The following is a 21,620-nucleotide window of genomic DNA, read 5'->3' as shown; positions in this document are numbered from 1 at the left end:
TGTGAAGGTTGCAGGGCTGTCAGGTCACGGCACCGATCTGCCAGGGCACGAACTCGTTCTGCCCATAACCGTGTTGTTCGCTCTTGCTGCGCTCGCCGGAAGCGATGCGCAGCATCTGTTCGAAGATGTAGGCGCCGCGCTCTTCAATGGTGGTGGAACCGTCGGCGATGCCGCCGCAGTTCACGTCCATGTCTTCTTCCTGGTACTCGAACACCCGGTTGTTGGTCGCCAGCTTGATTGACGGCGCCGGCGCGCAGCCGTAGGCCGAGCCGCGGCCGGTGGTGAAGGCGATCAGGTTGGCGCCGCCGGCGACTTGCCCTGTGGCCGAGACCGGGTCGTACCCCGGGGTGTCCATGAACACCAGGCCCTTGGCCCGGACGGCTTCGGCATACAGGTACACGTCCACCAGGTTGCTTGAGCCGGCCTTGGCCACCGCGCCCAGGGATTTCTCTAGGATGGTGGTCAGGCCGCCGGCCTTGTTGCCGGCCGAGGGGTTGTTGTTCAGTTCGGCGTTCATGCGCTGGCAGTAGTCTTCCCACCAATGGATGCGCGCGATGAGTTTTTCCCCGACTTCGCGGCTCACGGCGCGGCGCGTCAGCAGATGTTCGGCGCCATAGATCTCCGGAGTTTCCGAGAGGATCGCGGTGCCACCGGCCGCCACCAGGCGGTCAACCGCATTGCCAAGGGCAGGGTTGGCGGTGATGCCCGAGTACCCGTCCGAGCCGCCGCATTGCAGGCCGACGATCAGATGGCGGGCGCTGACCGGCTCGCGCTGCACCTGGTTGGCCTGGGGCAGCAATGCCTTGACCTGCTCGATGCCACTGGCGATGGTTTTCGAGGTGCCGCCTATGCCTTGGATGGTGAAGGCGCGCAACTGGTCGCTGGCCTTGAGCCCCTGCGTCTCGAGCAGGCTTTCGATCTGGTTGGTTTCACAGCCCAGGCCGATGATCAGCACGGCGGCAAAATTAGGGTGAACGGCATAGCCCCCGAGCGTACGGCGCAACAGTCCCAAGGCCTCGCCGTTGGGGTCCACTGCGCAACCGGCACCGTGGGTCAGCGCCACGACGCCGTCGATGTGCGGGAAGGCGGCGAGCGCCTCGGGGTGGATATCCCGGCGAAAGTGATCGGCCACGGCCCGGGCCACGGTCGCCGAGCAATTGACGGACGTGAGGATGCCGACATAGTTGCGGGTCGCGACGCGGCCATCGGCACGCACGATGCCCTGGAACACCGCTTCAGTGCCCGCCGTGGTGTGGGTATCGACGCCAAAGGCGTAGTCACGGGCAAAGTCGCCCATCTCCACATTGTGCACATGCACGTGATCGCCGGCTTCGATGGGCTGCGAAGCGAATCCGATGATCTGCCCATAACGGCGCAGAGGCTGGCCCAGCGCCACGCGCTGGCTGGCAACTTTGTGCCCGGAGGGTATCGGCTGGCGCACCGTGACCGCTTCGGCTTCCAGGCTCAGGCCTTCGGGCAGGGCCTGCCGTGCAATCAGTACGTTGTCCAGGGGATTGAGGCGAATCACGGCAGGGTCGCCGGTTCGGGTTCTCGCAATCAGTTGCATGGGACCTCTCAGGGTACGGCTGACTTCTTGTTATGGCCTCGCCCGTGCAGCGCCGGGCGAATCTGCGATAACTGTAGGGAGCCGGCCCCGATATTCCCAATGAGATGATCCGATCAAGCGATAACCTGGCGTTATCGATTTGGCTTATCGAACGCCAGTAATCAATCGCTCCCCCCCCCTTCCTCCCGACGTTCTCGGGCAAAATCGAGCAGGATGTCGGCGAATTCCCGGGCAGCACCAGTCAACGGTTCGTCCTTGCGGGTGATGATGCCGTACTCCAGCTGCGCGAGGCGCAACGGGGTCTGCAGCTCTTTGAACTGGCCGCTGTCCAGCTGCGCGGCCACCATGGACCTGGGCAACATGGCGATCATCGGGCCCGAGTGCAGCAGTTGCAGGAACATCTGCATGGAGATGGTTTCGACGCTGTCGGACGGAGAGGCTATGCCGGCCGCCTGGAACGCCAGCTCAAGACGATCGCGAATCGGCGTGCCGACCGGGTACAGCACCCATGGCCACTGGCCCAGCGCTTCAAGCGGTGTGCACGCCAGTTCGTTCAGCGGATGACCGCTGTTGACCACCAGGCTGAAGGGCTCGGGCTCCAACGGTTCGAAGTCGAAGACCTGGCTGTAACGCTCTTCGGTGAAGCGCCCGATCATCAGGTCGAGCTTGTTCTGCTCCAGCATTTCCAGCAGGTGATCGCTGGACTGCTCCACCACTTCGATCGACAGCAACGGGCTGCGCGCCTTGATCGCGACGATGGCCTGGGGCAACACCACCGAGGTGGCCGCGAAAATCCCGCCCACCTTGAGAAAGCCGTGGCCGCCTTTGCGCAGCCGGTTGACCTGATCGACGAACTTGTGTGAATCGGCCAGCGCATTCTGGGCATAACGCACCACATGCTCGCCAAGCTCCGTGGGCGGCATGCTGCGTGGCAGGCGCTGGAACAGGGCAAAGCCGAACTGCTCTTCCAGGTCGCGCAGCATTTTGCTCAAGGCGGGCTGGCTGAGGTTCATCCGTATGGCGGTGGCGTGCATGTTGCGCGTGCGCGCCAGGGTGTCGATCAGCACCAGATGCTTGAAGCGCACCCAGTTGCAGAAGCTGGAATGGGTAATGTCCGACGGCATGCTAGGGCTCCCTGAAATAGTCGAGCAACGTATTCAACGCCACCGACCTTGGCCGGGAACGCAAGGTCAGCAGGCCGATGTTGACCATGGAGATCGGCAACTCGACCGGCAGGATAGCGACCATCCCGTAACGCGCATAATGCTCGGCCACGTCATTGGGCACCACTGCGATCATGTCCGACGCCTCGAGCATCGCCGTGGTTGCGAGGATCGATGCGGTTTCGACAATGTCCAGCGATTGCACCATGCCGGCGGCCTGCAGGGCGGTTTCCACCCGGCGGCGCATGGGGCTGCCGATGGGGTGCAGGATCCAGGTCAATGCAATCAGGTCGGCCAACTGCAATGGCGAGGCACCCGCCAACGGGTGACCCGCCCGGGCGATCACGCGCATCTGCTCGCCGTTGTCGAACAGTTCGATGTCCAGGTCCTGGCTGTCGCTCTGGTCCGGCAAGCGCCCCAACACCACATCGAAATCGCCGCGCAGCAAGGCCGGCAGCAAGGTATCGCTGGTCCCCACCTCAATGGAAATCCGCACCTTGGGGTGATCGCGTTTGTATGCCAGCACCGCTTTGGTCAGCAGCCGGGGCACCGGCCCCATCACGCTGCCGACCCGCACTCGTCCCAAGGCCCCGCGCTGCAACTCGGCGATCTGCGCCTGGGCCTGCTCGAATTCATGCAGCGCGCCCTGGGCGTAGCGGATCATCACCTCGCCATAAAGCGTCGGCTGCATGCCACGCGGCAAGCGTTCGAACAGGCGCACGCCGAGGCGCTCTTCCAGTTGCTGCAACAGCAGGCTGGCGGCCGGTTGCGTGGTGTGCATCGCCGTGGCCGCACGGCGCAGGTTGCCGAACTCGCCCAGGGCTGTGAGCAAAGTGATTTGCCGGCTGGAAATTTTCAGCGCGCCAAAACTACGGGGCAGGATCGTGGAGGCTGCTGGACCTGGAGACATATCAAATCCGGTATCGCTACTTAGGAATCGGTGATTATGCCTGTATCGCTCGGCGACCTACAGTCGAGTCTCCAACTGGTCATCGAGCACAAGAGCCCACCATGAGCATTCGAATCACCCAGCTGAGCGTTCGCGACATCCGCTTCCCCACTTCCCTGTCCCTGGACGGCTCCGATGCGATGAATAGCGCCCCGGATTATTCCGCGTCCTATGTCGTGCTGCACACCGACGCCCCGGGCGGCCTGGAAGGCCACGGCCTGACCTTCACCATCGGCCGTGGCAACGAGATCTGCGTGGCGGCCGTGCAATCCCTGGCCCCCATGGTGGTCGGCCTGACCCTGGAAGAGATCGTGGCCGACATGGGCGCCTTCTGGCACACCATCACCGTGGGCGACAGCCAACTGCGCTGGCTGGGCCCGGAAAAAGGCGTGATCCACCTGGCGACCGCGGCCATCGTCAACGCCATCTGGGACCTGTGGGCCAAAAACGAAGGCAAGCCCGTATGGAAGCTGTTGGCCGACATGACCCCGGAACAAGTGGTGCGCTGCCTGGACTTCAGCTACGTCACCGACGTGCTCACCCCGGAAGAAGCCATCGCCCTGCTGCGCCGCCAGGTGCCGGGCAAGGCCCAGCGTGAGGCGCAGATGCTGCGCGAAGGCTACCCCGGCTACACCACCGCGCCAGGCTGGCTCGGCTACAGCGAAGACAAAATGCGCCAACTGGCCCGCGAGGCGGTCGAGGATGGCTGGACCCACATCAAGCAGAAAATCGGCGCCAACCTGGAAGACGACATCCGCCGCGCGACGATTTTGCGCGAAGAAATCGGCTGGGAACGGACCCTGATGATGGACGCCAACCAGGTCTGGGGCGTTGATGAGTCGGTCGCCAACATGCGTCGCCTGGCCGCATTCGAACCGCTGTGGATCGAAGAACCGACCAGCCCCGACGACATCCTCGGCCATGCCAGCATCCGCCAGCGCATCGCACCGATCGGCGTCGCCAGCGGTGAGCATTGCCACAACCGGGTGATGTTCAAGCAGATGTTCCAGGCCGGCGCGCTGGACTTCTGCCAGCTGGACGCGGCGCGCCTGGGTGGCCTGAACGAGGTGCTGATCGTGCTGCTGATGGCCGCCAAGTTCAAGGTGCCGGTCTGCCCCCATGGCGGGGGTGTCGGTCTGTGCGAGTACGTGCAGAACATCGCCCTGTTCGACTACATCGCCGTCTCGGCCTCGCTGCACAACCGCGTCCTGGAATACGTCGACCACCTGCACGAGCACTTCCTCGACCCGGTGGTGATCCGCCGCGGCCGCTACATGCCGCCGCAGCGAGCGGGCTACAGCATCGAAATGACCGCTGAAACCCTGGAGCGCTACCAGTATCCCGACGGACAGGTGTGGCTCGATATCGCCCGCACCTGATCTTCTGTCGCATCACTTCACCAGGCGCTTTTCCTTGGAAGGCCTGTAGCCGAAATACGAGCTGTAGCACTTGCTGAAATGACTGGGCGAAACAAAGCCACAGGCCACCAGCACATCGACCTGGGACAGCTCCGTGTGCTGCAGCAGTCGACGGGCTTCGGTGATCCGCAGCTCCATGTAATAGCGCTGCGGCGTGGTGCCCAGTTGTTCCTTGAACAGGCGTTCCAGTTGACGACGTGAGCGGCCGGCGTAGACCGCCAGTTGCTCCAGCTCCAGCGGCTCTTCGAGGTTGGCGTCCATCAGCTTCACCACTTCGCGCAAGGGCGCGCTGACGCAGATGTTTTCAGTGGGCTTGATGCGCCGGTAGCGCGACTCCTCGAATGCCAGGATGTCTTCGATGCCCTCGACCAGGGCTTTGTCGTGCAGGCCCTTGATCCAGTCCAGCGCCATATGGAAGGCGCCGGAAGGGCTCGACGCCGTGAGCCGGTCGCGATCGATGACATAGGGTTCGCTGCTGACCTGGGTCGCCTTGGCGATTTCCGCGAGTGCCGGGCGATGTTCAGGATGGATCGCACAGCGATAGCCATCGAGCAGGCCCGCCCTGCCGAGAAACCATGCACCGTTCCACAATCCGGCCAGTGTGACACCCTGGTCCGACGCCGCGCGCATCAGGTTGATGAACTCTTCGCTGGCCTTCAATTCTGTCCTGTAACCGCCGCAGATGACCAACAGATCCAGCTCATGGATGGCCGCGCAATCGAGGCGTGCATCCGGGCGGATCACCAGCCCCAGATCGCTGACGACTTCTGCCTCACTCAGGCCGAACGTGCGCGAGGAGAACAACCCGGGGCGCAGCAGGTTAGAGGTGACAATGGTATCCAGTGACTGGGTGAAGGCAGGCAGCGAGAAGTGCTCGAGCAGCAAAAAGCCCGCTCGGGTCATCTGAGCAGCCTGGCCGGAGTTTTCATTCAGGTAGCGGAGGTTTTTACCCTTCATGCCTCCGCTGAATTGACGTCGTTCGATCAAGATTCGATCCACTCGTTTACGTTAACCAGCCTGTGGTTTGGTGCGCCGGTAAAGCGTTCATGCTACCTGCATAAACGCAAAAACCCCTAGCACCATTATGCAACCGATCAGGCAAGCTGGAAGCCGTGGCGAACTTGTTAATGCAGCCATTGACGGGATTGATAGTCACCATCAACTCAATGAAGTTCTCTTAAAAACTCCGGGGCGTAACATCGCCTCCATACCAAACAACTACACCCCGGAGCACACCATCATGAAACGCCAAGTCCTTCTCAGCATCGCTTTCTCGGTTTTTGCAGTGAACGCTTTCGCCGCTACTTCTGCTTACCCGGTAGTTGCTGAAGGTGGTTCGGATCGGTTGATTGAAAGTCGTGTGGCTGAGGGTGGCTCGGATCGCTTGATCGAAAATCGCGTTGCGGCTGATGGCTCGGATCGTCTGATCGAGAATCGCGTGGCTGCCGATGGTTCGGATCGTCTGATCGAGAATCGCGTGGCTGCCGATGGCTCGGATCGTCTGATCGAAAACCGCGTTGCTGCCGATGGCTCGGATCGTCTGATCGAGAATCGCGTGGCTGCCGATGGTTCGGATCGTCTGATCGAGAATCGCGTTGCCGAAGGTGGATCTGATCGTTTGATCGAAAGCCGTGCGGCATAAATGAATGGTTATTCTAAGGAAAACCCGGCCTCATCTGCTTGATGGCGGCCAGTGTGGGAGCGAGCTTGCTCGCGATGGACGTTAACGATAACGCGTTTTTCCTGAAGAAACGCGTTGCTCTTGAGACCATCGCGAGCAAGCTCGCTCCTACAATAATTGCCAGGATTTCAGCCTGTAATAGCTTCACAGTCGAATGACATATCCAGACCCACTGTCACCGCGACAAACCTCCCCTTTGTGCCTACCGTTTGTCTTTCAATCGCTGAAGAGGACAACGGAATGTCCAACACACCACAATCCCACCTGTTACGTACAGGCCGTTGCTCGGAGCCCGGCCGCATCTATCTGCTGACCGCAGTCTCCCATAAACGGCAACCGCTCTTCATGGATTGGCGCATCGGACGCCTGCTGGTGCATGAGTTCAAAAGAGCTCAGGAGGCCGCAAATGCCACCTCTCTCGCCTGGGTGGTGATGCCGGATCACTTTCACTGGCTGGTTGAGTTGCATAACGGTGATTTACCGAAACTGATGCAAACAACCAAGTCTCGAAGTGCCCGTGCCATTAACAAGGAGAGAGGTCGGCACGAAACGCCATGGCAGAAAGGTTATTTCGACCGGGCATTGCGTCGTGAGGAAGATCTGAAAGCAGCCGCCCGATACATCATCGCCAACCCTTTGCGGGCTGGACTTGTCAATCACGTTGGGGACTATCCGCTGTGGGATGCTATCTGGCTGTGAAGACGTGTTGTACCTGGGAGATCGATGCGCCTGATGGTTTTTCGCGAGCAAGCTCGCTCCTACAGTGAAAATCGTTAACGTAGACGTTGTACCTGAGGGACCGATGCGCCTGATGGTTTTTCGCGAGCAAGCTCGCTCCTACAAGGGTCGGGTATGTTCAGCATGATTACTGTGGCTGAAACGTCTGAAGATAAGCCAGCACATCCTCGACCTTTTCCGGATCGCTGAGCCCCCAGAAAATCATCCGTGTTCCGGGGACCACTTCCTTCGGGTCTTCGAGGTAGGCGGTCAGGGTTTCGCGAGTCCAGACGATGCCGGCCGATTTCATTGCGTCGGAGTACAGGTAGTCCGTCGTGCTACCTGAGGGGCGACCGAAAATCCCGTTGAGCTGCGGACCAAAAGAACCCCGCGCCGACGCCCCGACCTGATGGCAGCCGCCGCAGATCCGCTTGAACAGTTTGCCGCCTGCCTCGGCATCGCCGGCCGCTTCGGCCTGGGCGCTGCAAAGCCCTGCATTGAGCAGCAGGGCGAAGGTCAGTAAGGCAATGCTCTTCATGTCAATTCCAGGTGTCGTTCATGGCAAAAGCGGGAGGCTATTTCATCATGACCGGCTCCGACGCCCAACCTGAATGCAAAAGAATAACGCCGTTCACTTGAGGCGATGGCGCATCAATGACCCAACTCCCGCCGCCTCGTGCAGTTGTGCCCCAGTGCTTCGCCATAGCGGGCCTGTTCTTTGTCTTCATGGTCGCTCTGCGCATGGCTACTGCCGCACCTGGGCTTCGCGCCAGTCCCGGGGTGAGCAACCGTAGCAACTGCGAAATACCCGGCTGAAATGCGAGAGGTCATTGAAACCCCAACGGAAAGCGATGTCCGATACCCGCATCGTAGCGTTGGCCGGGTTCAACAGATCACTGCTGCAGCGCTCCAGGCGCCGACGCAGGATATAGCGCATCAGCGAAGAACCCTCATGTTCAAACAGCTTGTTGATGTAGCGCGCAGAAAGACCTGTCCCCAGGGCTACCTGCTGTGCGCTGAGTGTCGGATCGCGAAGGTTGTCGTTCACAAAGACCTTGACCCTCATCAGGGTCAAGGCCTGACAGCGCGAGTGGTCGGGGTCCAGGGTTTGCAGGTTGCCGAGGGTCAGGGCGATGAGATTGGTCGCCGACTCGGACAACCTGACCATCTCGGCCGCCGAAAACTGGCTGATTTGCGAGGTCACGCTCTCCAGGAACATGCGCAGGACGCGGCCGACCGGATTGTCCATGGAGACGCGCGTGGCCATCCGGCTTTCCATGCCCACCACCAGCTGGTTCAGGCTGGCCCTTGGCACGCTCACGATGATTTGTCGCCAATCGTGGGTAAAGTTCAGCGAATGCGGACGTGTCGCATCATAGATGGCGAAATCCCCCGGCATGATGATCGCCTGGTTGCCGTCTTGCTCCAGATGCTCGGTACCCTCCAGCATCAACACCGCGAAATACTTGTCTTCGTCCCTGCACCTGGGTTGCAGGTGCCGACGATTGACCGCCTGGGCCGCCGCACTGACGTCACTGATGCGCAGCAGCTCGCACTTCTGCGACCTGACTTTTCCAAAAAAGCCGGGGTTTGGAATAGCGCCGATTTCGACGTCGGCAAACAACCGCAGGATCATTTCCCGCCAGTAATCCACCCGTTCGGAAGCTGAACCGCTTTGAGTGGCAACGTCGATGTTCTCGTCCGACCAGTTGGTCACCGGCGCCCGACTGCCGACACAAAGCCCGGCTGTGCTTGCCCGGCCCTCCTGGAAGCCACTCTCCGATTGATTGCTCATCTGCGAAGCCCCGGTTTTTTTTCCCAATCATGGAGCCCTTCTTACCTCAATGCCCATTGGCCTTACCAGTGGTAGCAGGCAAAAGGGCCGCCTGAGAAAACTTTTTGTTCCGCCACAGCCAAGAAGCCAATCGAGCAGCGCCGCATCCTTGATGCCAGCGCCGAACGGCCGTAGCCGCACGCACTGCCAGTCGTCGCTACTCGCCAGCCCAGGCTGGCGGACATCACGCAGGTCAAGTTCCTGAAATGTCCCCCTACGAAGGGACAATCCTATAAGGCGACAGATAATGAGCAAAGTTAAGGCGTGGCTGGTGCAACAGAAAAAGTCCGTTTTGCTTGGACTGATCCTGATCGGTACATCGTTCTCCACCATGGCGGTGGAAGTGGCACCCGGTGACTATGAGCAATACCCGATCGGGGCGACGATCGGGGCCGTCTATTACCAACATGCAACCACCGACGCCTTGCGAGCCAATGGTCGTCAGGCGAGTCCGGATTTCAACCTGACCTCCGACATCGGGATACTCCGGCTGCTGCATGTGTATCAACTGAGCGAATCGGTCACCATCGATCCGCAATTCCTGCTGCCGTTCGGCCAGCTGTCCGGTCATGGCAGCGCCTCGGCGCTGGGTGATACCACCGGCATCGGGGATCTGATCCTGACGGCACCGATCAAGGTCCTCCTCAACAGCGCCCGCGACACCCTCAGCGCCAATGCCTACCTCTATGTCCCCAGCGGAAGCTACGACAAGAACGACCCGCTCAACCTGGGAGAAAACCGCTGGAAAGTGGACTTCCAAGGCGCCTACATCAAGCACTTTCTCGACAAATGGGCGGTGGACCTGGTGGGTGATGTGATCTGGTACGGCGATAACGATGCATTCGGCCCCGGCTCCGCGGTGCTCAAGCAAAAAACCTCCTACAGCGCGCAGGTCATGACCCGCTACATGCCTGACCCCGCCACCTCTTTTGCGGTGGGATTTGGCCATATCTGGGGCGGGGAAACCGAGGTCGATCAAGTCGATCGCGATGACGCCATGCGCACCACCAACATCCGATTGACCGCCACCAAGTTCGTCACGCCCCAGGATCAGTTCCAGCTCCAGCTGGGCCGTGATCTTTCGGTCGAGAACGGTCCCAAAGAGGACTTTCGCATGAACCTGCGTTATGCGCGGGTGTTTTGAAGCCCAGCACTTCCTTACAAGAACCCGCCCTCCTGCACCTGTTGGGTGCGGCAGGGATGCCATTGGCCTGGATAAAAAAGAGAAGAACCCATGGAATCCGCGATTGATAAACACCTGATGTGCCCCCGGTCCCGCAACCGCAGGATCGAAGATGACTACACCCCCCCTTACCCGGGCTGGGTCGGTCGCGCCGATGGCGCGGTCGAGCAAGTGGTGATGGGTTATTTCGGCGTTCAGTCCAAGGGCGAGCATTACCTGGGTGCCGCCTGTGCGGCACTGCGCAAGATCATGCAGGGCTTCGGCCTCGTCGACGGCCCGGGACACCACGACATCACCCACTACGTCGACGCCGCCGGCTACGACAACATGATCGCCATCGCCTACTGGGATAGCCCTGGATCCTTCCAGCGCTGGCAATCCAGCGAGCAGATTGCGCAACAGTGGAATGCCATTGAATCGGGCAGCGACGGGCTGGGCTACTTCAGGGAAATCCTGACCCCGGGCGTCGAGCGCTTTGAAACCTTTTACGCCATGCCCAACGACCTGGAAGGCGTCGGCGTGGTGATGGGTTCGCGCAGTGACGAAATCCAGGAGCACGGGTACTGGGGCTCGATGCGCGACCGGATACCCCTGTCCCAGACCGACCCCATGTCCCCTCGGGGGCAGCTTGAAGCCAACTCCGATGCGCGACGCAAAGTGATCAAGGGCCATGAAAACCTGGTGGTCATCCGCTCCGGCCAGGACTGGAGCGAAACCGAGGGCACCGAACGCGACCTGTATCTGAACCAGATGGAACCGGCGTTGCGGGCAGGCATGGAATTCCTGCGCGACGACGGCCTGCCCGCTGGCTGCTATAGCAACCGCTACATGCAGCATCTCGATGCCAGCGGGCAAAGGCTGGAGAAGACGTTTTCCGTGAGTCACTGGCGCTCCCTCGCGCACCTGGAACGCTGGTCCGAATCCCATCCGACTCACGTGGAGATATTCGGCACTTTCATGAAAATCGTCCAGCAATTGGGGGGTGAACTCAAGTGGAAGGGCTATCACGAGGTCAGCGTGTTGCGCGCCGAGGACCAGCACTACGAATACATCAATTGCCATGCCGGGACCGGCCTGATGCAGCGCGGCTGACACCCCCCATCGTCCAGAGGATAGCGATCATGAACGACCATTCCATGAACACCGTGGCGTCCGCATCGGACCGCGCTTTCGCCCTTAAAAAAGCCCTGGAGGAACAAGCATTGGTTCCCGAAGGCTATATAGAGAAATTCACCGAGATCATGGAAAACGATTTCGACCCGGCCAATGGCGCACGCGTTGTCGCCAGGGCCTGGGTCGATCCGACTTTCCGACAACTGCTGCTGACCGACGGCACCGCCGCCTGCGCGCAGTTCGGTTACACCGGCGTGCAGGGGGAATACATCGTCGCCCTGGAGAACACGCCGACCCTGCAGAACGTCATCGTTTGCACGCTGTGCTCCTGCACCGCCTGGCCGGTGCTCGGCCTGCCGCCGGACTGGTACAAAAGCTTCGAATACCGCTCCCGCGTCGTGCGCGAAGCGCGAACCGTATTGCGCGAGATGGGTCTGGACCTGCCCAAAGAAGTCGAGATCCGGGTCTGGGATACCAGCGCGGAAACCCGCTATATGGTCCTGCCATTGCGTCCGTCAGGCACCGAAGACTGGACCGAGGAACAGCTCGCCTCGCTCGTGACCAAGGATGTGCTGATCGGCATCGCACGCCCCGAGCTCCCCACCCTTGCGCAGCGAGTGAATCAATGATGGATGGCATACATGATCTGGGTGGTGTTCAGGGTTTCGGTCGCATGCTGCACAGCGCCAACTCACTGAGCTATAAACCGGTGTTCCATGAAGACTGGGAACATCTCGGGTACAGCTTGCTATTCCTCGGTGCCGGGGAGCTGGGCCTGTTCAATGTGGACGAATTGCGGCATGCGATCGAGCGGATGGAGCCCAGGCAATACCTCGGCGCCAGCTATTACGATCGGATCATCGTGGGGGTCGCTTCACTGTTCGTCGAGAAAGGCGCGGTCACTCGACAGCGCCTTGAGGAACTGGCCGCCGGTGCCTACCCGCTGGCGCTGCCCCTCGGGGCCGGACGCGCGGCCACCCCGCCACACATCCCGTTCCAGAGCGGCGAACGGGTGCGGGTGCGCGACGAGCACGTCGACGGTCATGTCCGCATGCCTGGCTATGTCCGTGGCAAATGCGGCGTCGTCGTGCACCGCACCACCCATGAGTGGCCGTTTCCCGACACGGTCGGGCATGGCCTGCCGAGCGCCAGCGAATCCACCTACCACGTGCTGTTCACTACCCAGGAACTCTGGGGCGATGCCGCGGACGCGGGCACTGTCGTGGTCGACCTGTTCGGCAGCTACCTGCTCAAGGCCTGAAGGCTCAGCCATCAAGATACTTCTTACAGTGAGAATGCAAAATGCCTGTCATTCGACCCAACACCGACGAACTCGGGGCAATTGCCAGCAGCCTTGGCATCAGCCTGACCCCCAAACAACTTGATGATTACCAGGCCGTATTACAGGCCAACTTCGATGCCTATGACGCGCTTGACCAGCAGGGGGATTTCCTCCCTGAAGTGACTTATCCACGATCAGCCGGCCATGCCCCGAGTGCGGCGCAAAACCCGCTCGGCGCCTGGCAGTGCCAGTCAAACATAAAGGGTAATGACACCGGTCCGCTGTCCGGAAAAACCGTGGTCATCAAGGACAACATCGCCGTCGCCGGCCTGCCGATGCTCAATGGCTCCTTTACCCTGGACGGCTATCGGCCCGCGGTGGATGCGACCGTAGTCACTCGCCTGCTGGATGCCGGTGCAAGCGTCATGGGCAAGGCCGTCTGTGAAGCCCTGTGTTTCTCCGGGGGCTCGCACACTTCGGCCAGCGGCCCGGTGCACAACCCGCTGCGCCAGGGCTACTCCGCCGGTGGGTCGTCCTCCGGTTGCGCGGCGTTGGTTGCCGCGGGCGAGGTCGACCTGGCGGTGGGCAGCGATCAGGGCGGATCGGTACGGATCCCCGCCTCGTTCTGTGGCGTGTATGGCATGAAACCGACCCACGGCCTGGTGCCGTATACCGGGGCCATGCCCATAGAAAGCACCCTTGACCATCTGGGGCCGATCACCCGCACTGTGCGCGACAATGCGCTGATGCTCGAAGTACTGGCCGGGGTCGATGGGCTGGATCCGCGTCAATTGGCCGGCACCAGGACGGCGCGCTATACCGAGGGACTGTCGCGATCCGTTGCCGGGCTGAAGATAGCGGTGCTCAAGGAAGGCTTTGGTCACGCCAACTCCGAGCGTGATGTCGACCAGGCCGTGCGTCAGGCTTGCGAAGTACTTCAGGCCCAGGGCGCGATTGTCGAGCAAGTGTCGATCCCCATGCACCTGCTGGGGCCGGCCATCTGGCTCGCGATTGCGGCCGAAGGCGCCACCTGGCAAATGATGCAAGGCAACAGCCACGGTTTCAACTGGCGCGGGCTCTACCTGACCGACATGATGGAGCACCATGCGCGCTGGCGAGCGCGTGCGGACGAGCTGCCCGATACGGTCAAGTCCACGATGATCCTTGGCGAGTATTTGAGCCGCAAATACCATGGCCGTTATTACGGCAAGGCGCAGAATCTCGGGCGCAAATTGCGCCTGGCCTATGACGAGGTCCTGACCCGCCACGACCTGCTGCTCATGCCGACCCTTCCTCTCAAAGCCACCCCGCTACCGCCGGCCGATGCGCCCTTGACGGACTATCTGGGCCGCAGTTTCGAGATGCTGGCAAACACCTGCGGCTTCGATGTCACCGGGCACCCGGCCCTGTCACTGCCCTGTGCCTCAAGCGATGGCTTGCCGATCGGCTTGCAACTGGTGGGCAAACATTTTGCCGAAAGCGATATCTATTGCGCGGCCTATGCCTTCGAGCAGAGTGTTGACTGGAAGGCCTGTTGATTTGACACCACCCCGGCGTGACATCACGTCGGGGATCCCCCGCTACGCATAAGCCCCTACCACCCGTTTCACTTTCACCAACGCCTTGCGCAATGTGTCCAGATCAACCGACCCCAACGCCAAACGGATCGCATGGGGTACATGCACGGAGATCGCAAAAGGCTCGGCAATCGAGACTGCCACCTGCTCACGCATCAATTCCATGGCGATCTGGTCGGCCCGGGCGTCTTCCGGCAACGGCAACCACAAAAAATACGACGATGGATGGCTGATGTAGCTCAGGCCCGCCAGCACTTGCACGGCGAGGGCTTGCCTGGCCTGCGCGTCCTTGCGTTTTTCCGCTTCCAGCTGCATGACGGTTCCATCGTCGAGCCAGGTGCTCGCAATCGCGGTCAGCACACCCGGGGTGTTCCAGGTGGTGGCCCTGATCGTTCGTTCCAGGGCGGGCACTTTATCGAGGGGTGCGGCGATGAAACCGACACGCAAGCCGGTGGCGACGCTCTTGGATAATCCAGACACGTAAACCGTGCGCTCGGGGGCGAATTGCGCAATCGGTGGCGGTGGATTTTCCGCCAGGAAGGCGTACGCGGCGTCTTCGATGATGAGCAACTCGTGGCGACGGGCAATCGTCACCAAGTGCTCCCGTTGCGCGGCACTCATCACCCATCCCAGCGGATTGTGCAGCGTCGGCATGCTGTACACCGCCCGCACCCGCCGGCTTCGGCAGAGCTTTTCCAGGGCATCGAGATCCGGCCCCTGTCCGGTCACGGGAATGGGCACGATTTCCAGGTGCAGGGCTTCGGCGAGCACCTTGAAACCTGAATAGGTCAGCGCATCGGCGGCAATCACATCACCGGGCTTGAGCAGCGCCATCAGCGTCACGGCCAGACCCTGCTGGGCGCCATTGACGATCAACACTTGCCCGGCCTCCACCGTCAACCCGCGAGCTTGCAGATGACGCGCCACCGACGCCCGCTCATGCTGTCGCCCGGCGTGTGGCTGATAGCGCAGCAGCGCCTCCAGGTCACCACCCGACGCCAGTTGGCGCAGCGCAGTGCGCAACAGTTCTGCCTGTCCCGGCAGCGACGGATAATTGAAGTTGAGATCGATCATGCCGACGGCCACGTCTTTCTGGTCGATGCCCGAACCCGGTGCCAGCGCGGTTTCCCTGACGAAAGTGCCACGGCCGGTTTCGCCGCTGACCAGGCCCATGGCCTCGAGTTCTGCGTAAACCCGGCTGGCCGTCACCAGCGCCAGGCCTTCGGTCGTCGCCAGTTGGCGGTGGGTCGGCAAGCGCGTGCCTGGCAGCAGGCGCCCGGAGCGGATATCCGCAGCGAAGTTATCAACCAGTGATTTGTACCGGGAGCGAGGCATGGGCAGATGTATCCATGACAATATTTTGATTGTATTGATCTTCGATCATAGGATGGATCTCTGCAAACTTTTTGAGTGCGAGCGAAATGGAACGGGCATCGAAGCTGCAAAACCTGGGGATGGAAAAAACCGCCAGCGGCTGGCTCAACGGGTTCATCGGCGTGCTGATTTTCAGCGGTTCGCTGCCTGCCACGCGGCTGGCCGTGCTGGAATTCGACCCGGTATTCCTGACGGTTGCCCGCGCCACCATCGCGGGACTTCTGGCGTTGTGCATGCTGCTGCTGTTCAAGGAAAAACGTCCTGCCCGAGGTGATCTCCTGCCCTTGGCGATCGTGGCGCTGGGCGTTGTCGTGGGGTTTCCGCTGCTGACGGCGCTGGCGCTGCAGTACGTGACGTCGGCACATTCCATCGTGTTCGTTGGCCTGCTGCCACTCGCCACTGCGGCGTTCGGCGTGTTGCGCGGTGGCGAGCGGCCGCGACCGGTGTTCTGGTTTTTCTCTGTGCTGGGCAGTGCGCTGGTGGTGGGGTTTGCGTTCTCCCAGGGCCTGACCGCATCGCCGACGGGGGACATTCTCATGTTGCTGGCGATCCTCGCCTGCGGCCTGGGTTATGCCGAAGGAGCGAAACTGTCGAGGAGCCTTGGCGGTTGGCAGGTGATCTGCTGGGCATTGGTGCTGTCGCTTCCCGTCATGATCCCGCTGACCTGGTACCTCGCCCCGCCCTCGTTCTCGGGTATTACGACATCGGCATGGGTCTGCCTCGGTTATGTATCGGTGTTCAGCATGCTGGTCGGTTTCGTCTTCTGGTATCGCGGGCTGGCCCAGGGCGGGATCGCCGCCGTCGGGCAGTTGCAGTTGCTGCAACCGTTTTTCGGGTTGGCGTTGGCGGCAACGTTGCTGCATGAGCAGGTGAGCGTTGGGATGTTGGGGGTGACGGTGGCGGTGATTCTTTGTGTGGCGGGGGCGCGGCGGTTTTCGAAGTAGATAGGGTCACCTGTCTTGGACGCTGTCGACGGGTTTTTGATCGTGTACCTTTCCGTTTCTGTGGTCACGGCGACCTGCCAGCCGACCCGATTCTCCGGTCCGCATGCAATCAAAACGGTGGGAGCGGGCTTGCTCGCGAAGAGGGGGTGTCAGTCGACATCGATGCCGGATGTCAGTCCGCCTTCGCTGGCAAGCCAGCTCCTACATTGGATCTTTGCCGGTCACAGGATTTGGATACGACCCGATTCCCCTGTAGGAGCTGGCTTGCCAGCGAAGTCGGTGTGTCAGCCGACATCAATGTTGACTGTGCTGCCCGGATCGCCGCACCGCCGCTCCCACAGGAATCACCGCCGTATTCGAGCACATAGTCCAGGTGGATTCGCATCAAGATCCGCTATTGCATTAACAACCTCTGCATGACGATGGTGCGCTCGGCTCCGTGAAATTCATCCCGCACTTTCCGAAAACCCAGCGCGGCATAAAAGCCCTCTGCGGTGATTGAAGACGGCACGTGCAGAACATCGAGGCCCAGTTCAAGAGCGGCCGAATGAATCACGTCCATAAGCTTGCGACCAATTCCGGCGCCCTGGTGTTGCGGGTCGACAAAGACGCTTCGTACAACGTCCCCATCCAGGCTGGCGGTCGCGACGACACGTTGATTGATGGACGCCACATAAACCCGGCGCTGCATCATCAACTGACTGATCCCCTGCGCAGAGAAGCCCTGCTCCACTCGCGCGATGATATCGGCCGGATAATCCTGCGCATTGGACTCGCGCAGCGCGCTGATCACCACGTGACTGATCGCTGCTGCGTCCCTGGTTGTTGCGAGACGAATCTGACAATCCATTTTTGAGTTTCTCTCTGACCGCGCCTATCCCTGTAACAGAGGTCGATGCAAATATCGATTACCTGTTCGGCCAGGTGCTGGTCGATCAAGCGTAGGTCGAGTATGGACAAAATTGCGGGAACCTCCTCACAGACGTCGGCCTTTTCACTATCGAACGGGGTTGGAACAGGCACTGGACGACGTCGCGCGGGTGCGGGTGATCATGTAAAACACTGGCCAAAGTCCTTACTGCTGTTCAGGTTGATGATCAATCGGTAGCTGATGGGGTTTTTGACCGGTGTCTGGATGAATCAACGAGCATTCGCCAAGGGTGGCTCGCTCCGCTCGCGGTAACTTTATCTGCTGCTGATCGCCGTCTTTGTCTCGATTGGCCCATTGCTTGTCGGGTGGTCGAAGTTTTATCGCAAGCCCCAGCCATAGCGCTGGACGCCGTCAGAGGCTATCTTGGTACCCTGATGATCGTGACTTGTCGCACCTATAACAAGATCGCCGTGCTCGTCCTTCTGGAGCGGCGCACTACACGGAGGTTTAATGACTCGGCCTAGCGCGCAGACCCACCCGAGCGAACTCGCAGCCTTCGTCAACGAGCATTTTCCCGGACGGCGGATCCGCCCGGACGGGGTGATTGCCCAGTCCTGGTACCGCAGCGTCATGGAGCATCGACTCGATCCCGCCACAGCCGCCCGCCTGGAAATTCTTTGCGCCGAGGATATCCGTCAGCATCAACAACGCCACCAGCAGTACCTCGATATCGCCAGCCAGGGCGTCAGCGGCTTGGCCCGACGCGTAGTGCCGGCCGGTTTCGCGGTACTACTCAGCGACGCGGACGGCATTACCCTCGATGCTCGCCTACCCAACCAGCATGCCCCGTATGTGCGTTCGGGGCTGGTGGTTGGGGCGCGCTGGGACGAGTCCATCGCCGGCACCAATGGCATCGGCACTACCTTGGCTGCGGCCCAGCCACTGATCATCCATCGCGAGGAGCATTTCCTCACGTCCAACGCGCGCCTGAGCTGTTCCGTCGCACCGATCTTCGATGCCCAGGGCTTGCTGCAGGGTTGCCTGAACGCCACCTGCCTCAATAGCGATGGACCGAAGGAAAGCCAGTACCTGACCCTGCAACTGGTGATCCTGTATGCCCGCCTGATCGAGAACGCACACTTTCGCCAACGCTATCGGGACCGCCTGACCCTCTGGCTCAAGCCCGTCGATGAAATCGCTGATCCGGCCAATGAGCAACTACTGGCCGTGGACGATAGCGGCCGGGTGATAGGCGCCAATCATGCGGCTTTTGTTGCCCACGACCAAGCCAGCGGCCGCCATCTGCTGGGCGGCCTCATCGATCAGTTGCTGCCCATGGGGGTCGACGAGTTACTGCGCCTCACCAATGGCGGCGCCCGGGGGTTGCGCTTGCGGCCCCGGCATGACGAAGCCTTGTTGGACCTGAGCTTGCGCATCCCCTCGGACCAGCACCGCCTGGCGCCAATGCCAATGCCAATGCCAATGCCAGCCAGGGCGCAGCGTCCGCGTTATCCCGACCTTGAGCAATTGGCCGGCACTGATCCGACACTGCAACAGGTCGTGCGACGCCTGCGCAAAGTCATCGACAAGGACATCGCCATCTTGATTACCGGGGAGACCGGCACCGGCAAAGAGGCGTTTGCCCGGGCGATCCACCAAGCCAGCGCGCGCCAGGGGGGGCCATTTATCGCACTGAACTGCGCGGCGATTCCGGAGAGCCTGATCGAGAGCGAACTGTTCGGCTACCGTGGCGGCAGCTTTACCGGTGCCGAGAAAAAAGGCATGAAGGGCAAGCTCGAACTGGCCAATGGCGGCACGCTGTTTCTCGACGAGATCGGCGATATGCCGGCCCATTTGCAAACCCGCCTGTTGCGGGTGCTGGCCGAACGCGAGATTTCCCCCCTCGGCGCCCAGATACCGGTTGCGTTGGATATCCAGGTGATTTGCGCGACGCACCAAGACCTGCAGGGCATGTTGCGCAACAAGGACTTTCGCGAGGACCTGTTCTATCGCCTCAACGGCATGACCCTCAACCTGCCCCCTTTGCGCGAACGCACTGACCGCGCGCAATTGATCCAGCAGTTGCTCGATAGCCAGGCCGAGGGTGCACAGCTCACCACCCAGGCACGCCAATGCCTGCTTGACGCACCTTGGCCCGGCAATATCCGCCAGTTGCTCAATACCCTGCGCTACGCGGTGGCGCTGGCCGAAGACGGCCATGTCGACCTGGACTGTCTGCCGGGCGAACTGCTACAGAGCGACGTGCACGCCCAAACGCCCAGGCAGCCTGCAAACAGCGATCCTCAAGTGTCGAACCTGCTGGCGACGCTGCGCCGGCACCGATGGAATATCAGCGCGGTGGCCACCGAGCTGGGCGTCGCACGCTCGACGCTGTATCGGCAGATGAAAAAGCACCAGTTGGTGCAACCCAACGATCGCCTTTGAGCCCCATAAAAAACGCCCAGACCGCTCACCCGGCCTGGGCGTTTTTTTATCTCGGTCGACCTGTCAGGCCTGGATATACACCACATGGGTGTGGGTGTACTCGTACAGCCCATGCTTGCCATCGGCACCGCCAATGCCGGACTTGCGCGTTCCGGCATGGAAGCCTTGCATGGCTTCAAAGTTCTCGCGGTTGATATAGGTTTCGCCGAAATCCAGCGCGCGGGTTGCTTGCAGCGCGGCGCTTAGGCTGGCGGTGTAGATCGACGAGGTCAGGCCGTACTCGCTGTCGTTGGACAGCGCAATCGCCTCGTCCAGATCATCGACAATCTGGATGGGCAGGACCGGGCCAAAGATCTCCTTGCGCATGATTTCCATGTCGGCCGAACAGCCGGCCAGGACTGTTGGCTGATAGTGGAAACCCTGGCCCAGATCGCCCACCGCGCCGCCGGTGATCACCTGCGCGCCTTGGCCGCTGGCGGTACGGACCATGTGCGCTACCTTGTCCAGCGCCGCGCGATTGATTAGCGGGCCCATATCCAGGCCGCTTTCGGCCATGGGGTCGCCATACCGCGTGGCGGCCATGGACGCCGCTATACGTTCGATGAACGCATCGGCGACCTTGCGCTCGACGTAGACCCGCTCGGCGCAATTGCACACTTGCCCGGTATTGATCACCCGCGAGGCGGTTATAGCCCTGACAGCGAGGTCCAGGTCCGCATCCGCCAGAACAATCGCCGGTGCCTTGCCACCCAATTCCAGATTGAGCTTGGTGATATTCGGCGCCGCGGCGGCCATGATCCGCGAACCGGTGCCGACGCTGCCGGTAAAACTGATCAGGTCGATGCCCGGATGGCTTGTGAGCGCGGCGCCGACCGTTGCACCGGTGCCGCACACCACGTTGAAGACGCCGGCGGGCAGATCGGTCTCGGCCACCAGACGGGCGAACTCGAAGCAGTTGATCGGCGTTTCTTCGCTCGGCTTGATCACGATAGTGTTACCGGTCAACAGCGCCGGCGCCATTTTGCGGGCAATCAGGAAGAACGGGAAGTTCCAGGGCAAAATCCCGGCAACTACGCCCAGAGGTTTGCGCAACAAAAAGATGCTCTCGCCGGCCCGGTCGCTACTCAGCACTTCGCCTTCCAGGCGCCGCGCCCACTCGGCCATATAGTCGAGATAGTCGGCCGTGAAATTCACTTCGACCCGGGCCAGTTCCAGCACCTTGCCCTGTTCGGCAGTAATGATTCGCGCCAGGCGTTCGCCGTGTTCGCGCACCTTGCTGGCGATTTTGCGCAGGTAACCCGCACGCTCGATGGCCGGCCGGGCGGCCCAGGCCTTCTGGGCCTGGCGCGCGGCAGCAATGGCCTGCTCAACTTCGGCGCCGCTGCCTTGGGGCACGCGCCCGAGCAACTGGCCGTTGGCCGGGTTATGCACCTCAAGATGCTCGTCGCTGGCGACAAAAGCATTGGCGATGTAGTTCTGGTAGATGGTGTCACTCATATTCG

At 61.2% G+C, this 21,620-nt stretch carries 19 protein-coding genes; 10 read left to right on the top strand and 9 right to left on the bottom strand.

What is annotated here, in order from left to right:
- Positions 1–19: 19 nt before the first annotated feature.
- The 3 genes from J2W17_RS03740 to J2W17_RS03730 form a co-directional block, all read right to left on the bottom strand.
- A complete protein-coding gene (locus J2W17_RS03740) occupies positions 20–1,567 on the bottom strand; it encodes a UxaA family hydrolase (protein ID WP_307329351.1) in 1,548 nt (515 codons plus the stop codon).
- 161 nt (positions 1,568–1,728) lie between these two features.
- Positions 1,729–2,691, bottom strand: a complete 963-nt coding sequence (locus J2W17_RS03735) for a LysR family transcriptional regulator (RefSeq protein WP_307329348.1) — start codon at positions 2,689–2,691, stop codon at positions 1,729–1,731.
- Between the two features lies 1 nt (position 2,692).
- Complete coding sequence (locus J2W17_RS03730) at positions 2,693–3,640, bottom strand: LysR family transcriptional regulator (protein WP_307329345.1); 948 nt, start codon at positions 3,638–3,640, stop codon at positions 2,693–2,695.
- Positions 3,641–3,741: 101 nt separating this feature from the next.
- Here J2W17_RS03730 and J2W17_RS03725 point away from each other — a divergent pair, with 101 nt between their 5' ends.
- Entirely contained in the window at positions 3,742–5,058 is a 1,317-nt protein-coding gene (locus tag J2W17_RS03725) for an L-fuconate dehydratase (protein ID WP_307329342.1), read from the top strand.
- Positions 5,059–5,070: 12 nt separating this feature from the next.
- On the opposite strand, the gene J2W17_RS03720 is transcribed toward J2W17_RS03725, so the two are convergent.
- Positions 5,071–6,084, bottom strand: a complete 1,014-nt coding sequence (locus tag J2W17_RS03720) for a GlxA family transcriptional regulator (RefSeq protein WP_307329339.1) — start codon at positions 6,082–6,084, stop codon at positions 5,071–5,073.
- Positions 6,085–6,337: 253 nt separating this feature from the next.
- On the opposite strand from J2W17_RS03720, the gene J2W17_RS03715 reads away from it, so the two are divergent.
- Both J2W17_RS03715 and J2W17_RS03710 read left to right on the top strand, forming a co-directional pair.
- Positions 6,338–6,739, top strand: coding sequence for a hypothetical protein (locus J2W17_RS03715; RefSeq protein WP_307329335.1), 402 nt, complete (start codon positions 6,338–6,340; stop codon positions 6,737–6,739).
- Between the two features lie 279 nt (positions 6,740–7,018).
- Entirely contained in the window at positions 7,019–7,477 is a 459-nt protein-coding gene (locus J2W17_RS03710; protein WP_307329332.1) for an REP-associated tyrosine transposase, read from the top strand.
- 166 nt (positions 7,478–7,643) lie between these two features.
- Here the strand turns inward: J2W17_RS03710 and J2W17_RS03705 are convergent, their stop codons facing one another.
- Entirely contained in the window at positions 7,644–8,033 is a 390-nt protein-coding gene (locus tag J2W17_RS03705) for a c-type cytochrome (RefSeq protein WP_307329329.1), read from the bottom strand.
- A gap of 207 nt (positions 8,034–8,240) precedes the next feature.
- Entirely contained in the window at positions 8,241–9,290 is a 1,050-nt protein-coding gene (locus tag J2W17_RS03700) for an AraC-like ligand-binding domain-containing protein (protein WP_307329326.1), read from the bottom strand.
- A gap of 370 nt (positions 9,291–9,660) precedes the next feature.
- Between J2W17_RS03700 and J2W17_RS03695 the strand changes: the two genes are divergently transcribed.
- From J2W17_RS03695 to J2W17_RS03675, 5 genes are all read left to right on the top strand, one after another.
- Positions 9,661–10,473: a transporter gene (locus tag J2W17_RS03695; RefSeq protein ID WP_307329481.1), complete on the top strand. Its 813-nt coding sequence runs from the start codon at positions 9,661–9,663 to the stop codon at positions 10,471–10,473.
- Positions 10,474–10,563: 90 nt separating this feature from the next.
- The gene (locus tag J2W17_RS03690; RefSeq protein WP_307329323.1) at positions 10,564–11,604 is read left to right on the top strand and encodes a phenylacetaldoxime dehydratase family protein; all 1,041 of its coding nucleotides are present in this window, start codon (positions 10,564–10,566) and stop codon (positions 11,602–11,604) included.
- Positions 11,605–11,648: 44 nt separating this feature from the next.
- On the top strand, positions 11,649–12,254 hold the full coding sequence (gene nthA / locus J2W17_RS03685) for a nitrile hydratase subunit alpha (RefSeq protein WP_307329479.1): 606 nt from the start codon (positions 11,649–11,651) through the stop codon (positions 12,252–12,254).
- On the top strand, positions 12,254–12,886 hold the full coding sequence (gene nthB / locus J2W17_RS03680) for a nitrile hydratase subunit beta (RefSeq protein ID WP_307329476.1): 633 nt from the start codon (positions 12,254–12,256) through the stop codon (positions 12,884–12,886). The genes nthA and nthB overlap by 1 nt, the downstream gene beginning before the upstream one ends.
- A 41-nt stretch (positions 12,887–12,927) precedes the next feature.
- Complete coding sequence (locus tag J2W17_RS03675; protein ID WP_307329320.1) at positions 12,928–14,445, top strand: amidase; 1,518 nt, start codon at positions 12,928–12,930, stop codon at positions 14,443–14,445.
- Positions 14,446–14,487: 42 nt separating this feature from the next.
- Here J2W17_RS03675 and J2W17_RS03670 read toward each other — a convergent pair whose 3' ends face one another.
- Complete coding sequence (locus J2W17_RS03670) at positions 14,488–15,819, bottom strand: aminotransferase-like domain-containing protein (protein ID WP_307329317.1); 1,332 nt, start codon at positions 15,817–15,819, stop codon at positions 14,488–14,490.
- An 86-nt stretch (positions 15,820–15,905) separates the two neighbouring features.
- Between J2W17_RS03670 and J2W17_RS03665 the strand changes: the two genes are divergently transcribed.
- The gene (locus tag J2W17_RS03665) at positions 15,906–16,802 is read left to right on the top strand and encodes a DMT family transporter (protein WP_307329313.1); all 897 of its coding nucleotides are present in this window, start codon (positions 15,906–15,908) and stop codon (positions 16,800–16,802) included.
- A gap of 394 nt (positions 16,803–17,196) precedes the next feature.
- On the opposite strand, the gene J2W17_RS03660 is transcribed toward J2W17_RS03665, so the two are convergent.
- A complete protein-coding gene (locus J2W17_RS03660) occupies positions 17,197–17,652 on the bottom strand; it encodes a GNAT family N-acetyltransferase (protein WP_307329308.1) in 456 nt (151 codons plus the stop codon).
- 531 nt (positions 17,653–18,183) lie between these two features.
- Between J2W17_RS03660 and J2W17_RS03650 the strand changes: the two genes are divergently transcribed.
- A complete protein-coding gene (locus J2W17_RS03650; RefSeq protein WP_307329305.1) occupies positions 18,184–20,118 on the top strand; it encodes a sigma-54-dependent Fis family transcriptional regulator in 1,935 nt (644 codons plus the stop codon).
- 63 nt (positions 20,119–20,181) lie between these two features.
- Here the strand turns inward: J2W17_RS03650 and aldA are convergent, their stop codons facing one another.
- Positions 20,182–21,615 (bottom strand): aldehyde dehydrogenase, encoded by a 1,434-nt coding sequence (gene aldA, locus J2W17_RS03645; protein ID WP_307329303.1) that lies wholly within the window; start codon positions 21,613–21,615, stop codon positions 20,182–20,184.
- Between the last annotated feature and the right edge of the window lie 5 nt (positions 21,616–21,620).

Origin of the sequence: Pseudomonas lini, from assembly GCF_030812475.1 — a bacterium.
Lineage (GTDB): Bacteria > Pseudomonadota > Gammaproteobacteria > Pseudomonadales > Pseudomonadaceae > Aquipseudomonas > Aquipseudomonas lini_A.
Note: the sequence above shows the minus strand (reverse complement) of the source record. Positions and strands in the feature narration are given on the sequence as shown.

Excerpts from the sequence above, each read along its gene's own strand:
- J2W17_RS03730 (WP_307329345.1), bottom strand. The coding sequence starts at position 3,640 with ATGTCTCCAGGTCCAGCAGCCTCCACGATCCTGCCCCGTAGTTTTGGC.
- J2W17_RS03660 (WP_307329308.1), bottom strand. The coding sequence starts at position 17,652 with ATGGATTGTCAGATTCGTCTCGCAACAACCAGGGACGCAGCAGCGATC.
- J2W17_RS03735 (WP_307329348.1), bottom strand. The coding sequence starts at position 2,691 with ATGCCGTCGGACATTACCCATTCCAGCTTCTGCAACTGGGTGCGCTTC.
- J2W17_RS03725 (WP_307329342.1), top strand. The coding sequence starts at position 3,742 with ATGAGCATTCGAATCACCCAGCTGAGCGTTCGCGACATCCGCTTCCCC.
- J2W17_RS03695 (WP_307329481.1), top strand. The coding sequence starts at position 9,661 with ATGGCGGTGGAAGTGGCACCCGGTGACTATGAGCAATACCCGATCGGG.
- J2W17_RS03740 (WP_307329351.1), bottom strand. The coding sequence starts at position 1,567 with ATGCAACTGATTGCGAGAACCCGAACCGGCGACCCTGCCGTGATTCGC.
- J2W17_RS03675 (WP_307329320.1), top strand. The coding sequence starts at position 12,928 with ATGCCTGTCATTCGACCCAACACCGACGAACTCGGGGCAATTGCCAGC.
- J2W17_RS03700 (WP_307329326.1), bottom strand. The coding sequence starts at position 9,290 with ATGAGCAATCAATCGGAGAGTGGCTTCCAGGAGGGCCGGGCAAGCACA.
- J2W17_RS03665 (WP_307329313.1), top strand. The coding sequence starts at position 15,906 with ATGGAACGGGCATCGAAGCTGCAAAACCTGGGGATGGAAAAAACCGCC.
- aldA (WP_307329303.1), bottom strand. The coding sequence starts at position 21,615 with ATGAGTGACACCATCTACCAGAACTACATCGCCAATGCTTTTGTCGCC.
- J2W17_RS03710 (WP_307329332.1), top strand. The coding sequence starts at position 7,019 with ATGTCCAACACACCACAATCCCACCTGTTACGTACAGGCCGTTGCTCG.
- J2W17_RS03715 (WP_307329335.1), top strand. The coding sequence starts at position 6,338 with ATGAAACGCCAAGTCCTTCTCAGCATCGCTTTCTCGGTTTTTGCAGTG.
- nthB (WP_307329476.1), top strand. The coding sequence starts at position 12,254 with ATGGATGGCATACATGATCTGGGTGGTGTTCAGGGTTTCGGTCGCATG.
- J2W17_RS03690 (WP_307329323.1), top strand. The coding sequence starts at position 10,564 with ATGGAATCCGCGATTGATAAACACCTGATGTGCCCCCGGTCCCGCAAC.
- nthA (WP_307329479.1), top strand. The coding sequence starts at position 11,649 with ATGAACACCGTGGCGTCCGCATCGGACCGCGCTTTCGCCCTTAAAAAA.
- J2W17_RS03670 (WP_307329317.1), bottom strand. The coding sequence starts at position 15,819 with ATGCCTCGCTCCCGGTACAAATCACTGGTTGATAACTTCGCTGCGGAT.
- J2W17_RS03705 (WP_307329329.1), bottom strand. The coding sequence starts at position 8,033 with ATGAAGAGCATTGCCTTACTGACCTTCGCCCTGCTGCTCAATGCAGGG.
- J2W17_RS03650 (WP_307329305.1), top strand. The coding sequence starts at position 18,184 with ATGACTCGGCCTAGCGCGCAGACCCACCCGAGCGAACTCGCAGCCTTC.